Origin of the sequence: Streptomyces sp. NPDC048483, assembly GCF_040651455.1 — a bacterium.
Lineage (GTDB): Bacteria > Actinomycetota > Actinomycetes > Streptomycetales > Streptomycetaceae > Streptomyces.
Genome location: NZ_JBEZJZ010000022.1, coordinates 41,087 through 48,642, shown reverse-complemented (window position 1 = coordinate 48,642; position 7,556 = coordinate 41,087). Strand labels below are relative to the sequence as shown.

The window sequence follows — 7,556 nt, the reverse complement described above, 5'->3', positions numbered from 1 at the left end:
CGTGGTGGGGCCCGGCCGGGCCCCACCACCGGTCGCTGCGTACCGGTCCGTGAGTGCGAACCGGTCCGTCAGTTCGTGCCGATCTTGGCCAGCAGGTCGACGATCCGGGCCTGCACCTCGGCGCTGGTGGAGCGCTCGGCCAGGAAGAGCACCGTCTCCCCGGCGGCGAGGCTCGGCAGCTGGGCCGGGTCCATGTCGGCGGCGGTGTAGACGACCAGCGGGGTGTGGTCGAGCAGCCCGTTGGCCCGCAGCCAGTCGACGATGCCGGCCCGTCGGCGCCGTACCTGCATCAGGTCCATGACGACGAGATTCGGCCGCATCTGCGTCGCCAGGGTGACCGCGTCGGTGTCCCCGCCGGCCCGTGCGACCTGCATTCCGCGCCGTTCCAGGGACGTCGTCAGGGCGCCCGCGATCGCGTCGTTCTGCTCGATCAGCAGCACCCGCGCCGGGTGGTTCTCGCTGTCGCGCGGCGCGAGCGCCTTGAGGAGTACGGCCGGGTCGGCGCCGTACGCGGCCTCGCGGGTCGCCTGGCCCAGTCCGGCGGTCACCAGCACCGGGACCTGGGCCGCGCCGGCCGCCTGGCGCAGCGACTGGAGCGCGGTACGGGTGATCGGCCCGGTCAGCGGGTCGACGAAGAGCGCGGCGGGGTACGCCGCGATCTGTGCGTCCACCTCCTCGCGGGAGTTGACGATCACCGGCCGGTAGCCGCGGTCGCTCAGCGCCTGCTGGGTGACCACGTCCGGCGCGGGCCAGACCAGCAGCCGGCGCGGATTGTCCAGCGGCTCCGGCGGCAACTCGTCGTCCATCGGCAGCTGCGGACGGTCCATCACCTCTATGGCGCCGTTCGGGCCGTCCAGCGGCTCGGGGCCCTCGCTGCCCTCGTCGGGCGCGGAGATCGCGAAGGCGCGGCCCTCGCCGACATCCATCAGGCGCGGCTGCGGCTGCGGCTGCGTGGCCGACTGGGGCTGCTGCGGCTGCGGCTGCGGGGGCTTGGCCTGGCGGGGCAGCTGCTGAGCCGCCCGGGGGTCGGCGGCCGCGGCGCGCTCGTCGTCCTGGGCGAGCCGCTCCTGGGGCGCGGCGAGCTTACGGCGGCGGCCCGAACCGCCGGAGGTGCCACCGGGGGGCGTGCTGCCGGGGGGCTGGGGCGCCACCGGACGCTGCTGGTCGGCGATCTGCTGGGCGAACGGCACGCCCTGCCCGAGGGTGCGCACGCTGAAGGCCCGCCCGTGGGACTGCCCCGCTGCGGGACTCTCCTCGTCGGTGGCGGGCGGCAGCGGCTGCCGGGCCGCGGGCGCCTGGCCCTGCGGGGGGACAGGGGCGGGGGCCTGCGCCGCCGCTTGACCCTGCGGGAGTACGGGCACCTGGGCCGCGGACTCCTCGGCGGGGCTGGGGCGGCCGCGCCTACGGCCCGTGGGGGCGGGTGCGGCGGGAGTGCCGGATGCGGCCGGCGCGGCGCCGTCCGGGGCAGGGGCCGGGGCGACGCCGGGTGCCGTACCCGTTGCCGTACCGGTCTCCTCCGTCGGCTCGGTCGGCTGCGCCACGAGCCCCTCCGGGCCCGCGACGAACGTGCCCGACGCCTCGGAATCGGCCATCGCGGCCGCCGCCCGCTCCTCGGCCGCGGCCCGCCGGGCCCGGCGCCTACCGGTCGGCTCGCCGTCCCAACTGTCCTGCTCCGCACCGGAGTTGGCGGCCACCTCCAGCTCGAACCCGGGCTGTGCACCGGGCGCGGCGTCCGTGCCGTCGCCGGCCGGGCGCCGCGCCCGGCGCCGCCCCGTACCGGCGCCGTCCTGCGGCCCGGCCTGCGCGGGCACCTGCCCGGAGGCCGCAGGGAGCGCGGGCAGCGAAGACTGCGGGGACGGTGCGGACTGCGGGGTCCGGTCGGCCGCGGCGGGCGGCAGCGCAAAAGCGGTACGCGCGCCCGTGGGCGACAGCGCCTCCGCGGACCGCGCGGCGGGCATCTGGGCGCGGTCACCCTGCCCGGCCCGCTCCGGAGCCTCGGCCAGCGCCCGGCGCGCCCGCCGGCCACTCGGCTGTACGGGCGAGAGCCCCTGCGGCTGTCCCTGCCCGGGAATCTGCGGCTGCCCCTGCACCGGGCCGGGGGCCTGCCCCCGCGGCGGCACCGGACGCTGCGCCTGCGGCGCCTGCCCGGCACCCGCCTCGCCGCCGCCGTTCGCGGCATTCACACCGCTCACACCGCTCACACCGCTCGCATCGCCGGCGGTGCCCGCAGTGCTGCCATCGCTCGGACCGCCTGCCGTGCTCGGACCGACGGCAGTGCCAGGCGCGCCCGCACTGTCGGCAGAACCAGCGGCCCCACCGACCCCGGCGGCACCGCCGTGGCCGGCCTCGCCCGGAGTGCCGGGGCCACTGCCACCGCCCGGCCCCGCCGGAAGCGCCGGCGCGCCACCCTCCGGCGCGCCCTGCCGCGCCCGGCGCCGTCCGCTCGGCGATGGGGGTCCCCCCTGCTCGAACGAAGTGGAGACCTTGGGGGACGGCTGCGCCCCCGCCATGCCCGGCGGCAGCCCCGTACCGTCCACGCCCGACGGGCCGCCCTCGGCCGCACCGGCCCCGGCCGCCGCGTCCTGCTCTGCCCCCGAGTGCCGCGCCCGGCGCCGCCCGGTCGGCTGGGCACCGCTGCCCTGCGCCGGCAGCCCCGCGCCGCCCTCCGTACCGGAATCCCCGGCAGTGGCAGCGTCCTGGCTCTCGTCGCCCTCGCCCTCGCCCTTGCCCGCATCGGCTGGCTGGGTGCCCCGCGCCCGCGCGGCCGGAATCGGCATCACCGTCGTCTCATTACCGGTCGGCTCGGCCACCTTGCCGGCCTTCTCCGCACCGGCCACCGGGCCGTCCGCCGTCACCGGCAGCTCCAGCACATACGCGCTGCCGCCCGCACCCGCGCCGCCCGGCACCTCATGCGTCTGCAGCAGCCCGCCGTGCTGCCGCACGATCCCGCGCACGAGGGGCTCATGGACCGGGTCGCCGCCGCCGAACGGCCCGCGCACCTCGATCCGTACGACATCCCCGCGCTTGGCGGCCGCCACCACGATCGTCGAGTCGCCGGGGATCGGCCCCGTACGGCCACCGGGGCCCGACCCCGGCGCGGCCGCGCCCGCCGGCATCCGGCCCGTCGAGTCCACGCCCGCGACATCCGCGATCAGATGCGACAGCGCCTGGGCCATCCGGTCCGCGTCGACCATGGCCTCTATCGGGGGTGCATGCACCGCGAACTGCGCCCGGCCCGGCCCGATCAGCTCGATCGCGCCCTCGACACCCGCCGCGACGACCTTGTCCATCGAGACCGTGGCACGGTTCAGCCGCTCCGCACCGGAGTCCAGCCGCTGATAGCTCAGGACGTTGTCCACCAGCGTCGTCATCCGGGCATGGCCCGCCGCCAGGTGGTGCAGGATCTGGTTCGCCTCCGGCCACAGCTGTCCTGCCGGGTCGGACGCGAGGGTGCTCAGCTCGCCGGTCAGCTCCTCCAGCGGCCCGCGCAGCGCCTGCTCGAGGACGGCGAGCAGCTGGGCGTGCCGCGCCGCCAGCGCGTCGTAGGGGCGCCGGTCCGTAAAGGTCATCACCGCGCCGACGAGCTGATCCCCGTCCCGCACCGGCGCCGTCGTCAGATCGACGGACACCACACGGCCGTCCTTCGCCCACAGCGCCTGCCCCCGCACCCGGTGCTTGCGCCCGGACTTGAGGGTGTCGGCGAGCGGCGTGTCCTCCCACGGCAGCGCCGAACCGTCCGCCCGCGAGTGATGGATCAGCGGATGCAGCTCCTTGCCGCCCAGCTCGCTCGCCCGATAGCCGAGGATCTGCGCGGCCGACGGATTGACGAGAACGACCTTCCCCTCCGCATCGACCCCGACGACGCCCTCGGCCGCGGCCCGCAGAATCATCTCGGTCTGCCGCTGCTGGCGCGCCAGCTCGGTCTCGGTGTCCAGCGTCCCGGTCAGATCGCGGACGACGAGCATCAGCAGCTCATCGCCCGTGTAGCCGTTGCGGTGGTCGGCGTACGCGGCCTCGAAGGCGGACTCGTACGGGGTGCGGCCGTCCTCCAGGTTGGCGCTGGTCACCTCGACCAGCAGCTCGGTCCCGTCCGTACGCCGCGCCACCATCCGCGTCGGCTTCGTCCGGCCGCCCTCGGTCTCCTCGTCCCGCCGCCGCATCGAGCCCGGGATGCGCTTGGAGTCGAACGACGGCAGCAGATCCAGCAGACCGCGTCCGACCAGAGCGGTACCCGGCGCCTCGAAGGTCTCCAGCGCGATGGAGTTGGCGTTGACGACCGTGCCGTTGCAGTTGACGAGCAACAGCGCGTCGGGAAGGGCATCGAGTATGGCTGCGAGGCGAGCAGCGCCTCGGGATGGCCTGCTGCTCACGAGACGCTTCCTCCCTTTTACCGCACCTTGCCGGCCCACCGAGGCGGGCCGCTGGGGGGAGTCTACGGGCACTTGCCCGCGAAGCGGAGGCGCATGACGGGGAGGTAATGCCGCGGCACGGTGTGACTCGCCGCACGCCCGACATGTGCCCCGCATCCTGATCTGGCGCGTTACTCCGGCATGAACCGGGTCATGAAGTGGGGTGCGGAAGCAGCGGTTCGAAGCGCTCCCAGCGGGCGATCTCACACCCGTTGGTGCGCTCGAAACGGGCATTGACCGGGCGCCCCGCCCAGGTGCCGGTGACATGGGCGGTGGCCGCGCTGCCGTAGATCATCGTGCAGTAGGCCCCCTGCGGTACCGGCGCGAAGGTGTCCCGCCCCCAGCGCGTCCGCCCGTCCAGCGTGCGGCAGGCGCCCCGGGGGGCGAAGTGGGTGCCGCCGTAGGGGTGGCAGCGCAGCACGAAGGTGCCGTCGGTCTCCGACGAGCCGGAGTCGGCGATGGTGACGGTGAGGCGGTCGGCCGCACGGTGGCGGTGGGCGGGGAAGCCGACGTCCACCGGCCCGTGGTCGGGCAGCGGGATCGGGATCGGGGCGGCGGAGGCGGACGCCGCGGAGCCGGCCGAAGCGAGGGACATGGCGGCGGTCACGGCGGCGAGGAGGGACAACGTGCGGCGATAGGGCATCACGGACTCCTGGGAGGCGAGTGCGGGGCGGTACGCGGTACGTATACGCCGGGGGCGCACGACACGCGGGTCGACAGGCCCCGACACGCCTAACGCGTCGCCGATCCCGACGTTGCGCCGCAGGAACGTCTTTGCCGGGTGGGCCGCGCGCCTAGTACCGTAGGGGGCGATTGGTGACAGCCCGCAGAGCTGTGCCATCATCTGGACACACCACAGCGTGCGTGCGCGCGTGGAGTGTGTGGAGGCGTCGCCTAGTCCGGTCTATGGCGCCGCACTGCTAATGCGGTTTCGGGCTTACCCCCGATCGAGGGTTCAAATCCCTCCGCCTCCGCTTCTCTTCGTTCAGGCCCCGGTCATCGCGACCGGGGCCTGAACGCTTTCCGGGGGCTGCCGCCATGCCGGTCTTCGAGCGGCCGAGTGCTGGACACGACCGGACCGTTGGAGGGCGTCAGCACCACGGCCCGGCCGGGCGGCCGCTACGTGATCCACGTCCGCCCCCGGACGGCCGCGACATCACCCCGGCCTCAGGCATCTGTCGGCCGCGGCGGGGCCCCCGTCGGGGGCCTGCGCACCCTCTCCGCCCACCCGGACGCGCTCTGCGTCCGCGACAGTGCCCGCCACACCTCCACCGGGCGTCCCTGCCGGTAGCGATCTCCCGCTCGCCCTGGAGGAGGCCGACGAGGGTCCGGACCTGACCCGCGGGCCACCCCGCGCGCCCTCCGGGACGAGATCACCGCAGGCCATTCCCCTCGCGACCCTGGCTGCCCGCGTCGGCCTCTGCACCCGCCACCACCGATACCTGAAGGCCGACGTCCTGGCCCGCCGCGAAGACGGCTACACCCGCCCGAACTTCGTCCAGGTCATCGAGGAGCCCCCCTGACCGCAGCAACCCCCAGCACCCCGCCATCAGGGTGTTTTCTCAGGTCAGAGGGCGTGCGGGGAATGGATTTCGCCTGACGCCGCAGGTCATGTAATGTTGTTCCCGCAACGCCGACCGGCAAGAAAAACCGCCGGAAAGCCAAGCGCTCGTAGCTTAACGGATAGAGCATCTGACTACGGATCAGAAGGTTGCAGGTTCGAATCCTGCCGAGCGCACAGCAGACCAGAGGCCCCGTTCGAAATCGAACGGGGCCTCTGGTGTTTCTCTTGACGGCAGTGTTTGACGGCAACCGCCTTGAAGGGCTGGTGCGGGTGGAGTCAGACGGCTACCAGGGCGCCGGCCGAGCCGTCATCGTCGGCCCGCCGGTTGCCGTCACCCCTGAGCGCGTCCCTGACCCGGTCGAAGGCGGAGCGCTGGGAGTCGAGCCGCACGAAGGTGTAGATGTCCATGGTCACGCGGATCGAGCTTGTGGCCCAGCACTTCCATGATCATGCGAGCGTCGGCGCCCTGTTCGTGGAGCAGTGATGCGCAGGTGTGACGCAGGTCGTGAAAGCGGACCCTGCGAACCTCAGCGCGGGCGCACAGCGCCTCGAAGGACCGGTTCAGGTTGCGCGGCTCGATGGGCGTCCCGTTCTTCGTGGTGAAGATCAGGTCGTGCCTGTTCCCCTTCCAGGTCTCGCCGGCGGCCTTCATATCGGCGGTCTGCTGGGCGCGCTGGGCACGGAGAGCCGTCACGCACTCGGACGGCAGCGCCACGCGGCGGGCCGAGCGCTGTGTCTTCGGTGCGACGATCAGCAGTTCCCCACCCACCCGCTGAAGCGCCTGCCGGACGGTGAGGACACCCTCGTACAGGTCCACGTCCGACCAGCGCAGGCCCAGCACCTCACCGCGTCGCAGGCCGATGCGGACGGCCAGTTCGTACGCGGCCCACAGCCGGTTGGACCGCGCGGCGGCCAGGAGCCGGCGTCCTTCTGCGGAGGTGAGCGGTTCGATCTCGCGCTTTGTGCCCATGCCCAGCTCGACGTTCCGGGCCACGGTGCGCGGCAGCTCGTCCTCACGCACCGCGTGCTGGAGGGCGGCGCGCAGGATTACCAGCAGGAAGCGCACGGTCCGGTCAGACGGGAGTTTCTTGCAGCACTTCCCGAGGGCGCAGCAGCGCTGCTTGTGCTTCGGACGGTTCTTGTCCTTGCCCTGCACGCAGCACTGGCAGGTAGCGGCCGTCTTGGTGAGGAAGGCGCGGATGTCGCGGGCGGTGAGCCGCGCCGGCTTCTTCTTGCCGAAGTCCGCGGTGACGTAGGTGCGGACCAGCGACTCGTAGTGGACGTAAGTGGTCCTGCGGACTTTGCCCTTGGCGACGTTGGCCAGCCAGTACGTTCAGGTACGCGCTCAGCGTCATCTTGCTGGTCGCGACCGGGAGGGCGTTCAGGCTGTCGGCCTTGAGCCTGGTCAGCTTCTCGTGTGCGTCGTCCCAGCTCCTGCCGTAGACGCTGCGCCGCTTGTACGTGCCGTCGCTGGTGAGTACGTACGCGCTGCCCTCCCAGCGGCCGTCCTTGCGCTGGTAGATGGTGCCCTCGTTGGTGGCGTTCTTCTTCGGCTTGGCGGCCATCAGGGGGCCTGTCCGGCG

General features: G+C 73.5%; 4 protein-coding genes, 2 tRNA genes and 1 pseudogene. 3 read left to right on the top strand and 4 right to left on the bottom strand.

The window, feature by feature from the left end:
* Nucleotides 1–68 precede the first annotated feature (68 nt).
* Complete coding sequence (locus AB0D04_RS14625) at nt 69–4,370, bottom strand: PAS domain-containing protein (protein WP_362702846.1); 4,302 nt, start codon at nt 4,368–4,370, stop codon at nt 69–71.
* Nucleotides 4,371–4,560: 190 nt separating this feature from the next.
* On the bottom strand, nt 4,561–5,052 hold the full coding sequence (locus tag AB0D04_RS14620) for an SSI family serine proteinase inhibitor (protein WP_362702844.1): 492 nt from the start codon (nt 5,050–5,052) through the stop codon (nt 4,561–4,563).
* A 240-nt stretch (nt 5,053–5,292) separates the two neighbouring features.
* Between AB0D04_RS14620 and AB0D04_RS14615 the strand changes: the two genes are divergently transcribed.
* From AB0D04_RS14615 to AB0D04_RS14605, 3 genes are all read left to right on the top strand, one after another.
* Nucleotides 5,293–5,383: transfer RNA gene (locus tag AB0D04_RS14615), tRNA-Ser, on the top strand.
* Between the two features lie 279 nt (nt 5,384–5,662).
* Nucleotides 5,663–5,932, top strand: a complete 270-nt coding sequence (locus tag AB0D04_RS14610) for a hypothetical protein (RefSeq protein WP_362702843.1) — start codon at nt 5,663–5,665, stop codon at nt 5,930–5,932.
* Nucleotides 5,933–6,074: 142 nt separating this feature from the next.
* Nucleotides 6,075–6,147: transfer RNA gene (locus tag AB0D04_RS14605), tRNA-Arg, on the top strand.
* 157 nt (nt 6,148–6,304) lie between these two features.
* Here AB0D04_RS14605 and AB0D04_RS14600 read toward each other — a convergent pair.
* Both AB0D04_RS14600 and AB0D04_RS14595 read right to left on the bottom strand, forming a co-directional pair.
* Nucleotides 6,305–7,039, bottom strand: a complete 735-nt coding sequence (locus AB0D04_RS14600; RefSeq protein ID WP_362702841.1) for a site-specific integrase — start codon at nt 7,037–7,039, stop codon at nt 6,305–6,307.
* A 177-nt stretch (nt 7,040–7,216) separates the two neighbouring features.
* A pseudogene (locus tag AB0D04_RS14595) lies at nt 7,217–7,297 on the bottom strand (hypothetical protein); the annotation flags it as partial.
* Nucleotides 7,298–7,556 lie beyond the last annotated feature (259 nt).

Bases quoted from the DNA above. Each gene is read 5' to 3' on its own strand.
- AB0D04_RS14620 (WP_362702844.1), bottom strand. From the start codon at position 5,052: ATGCCCTATCGCCGCACGTTGTCCCTCCTCGCCGCCGTGACCGCCGCC.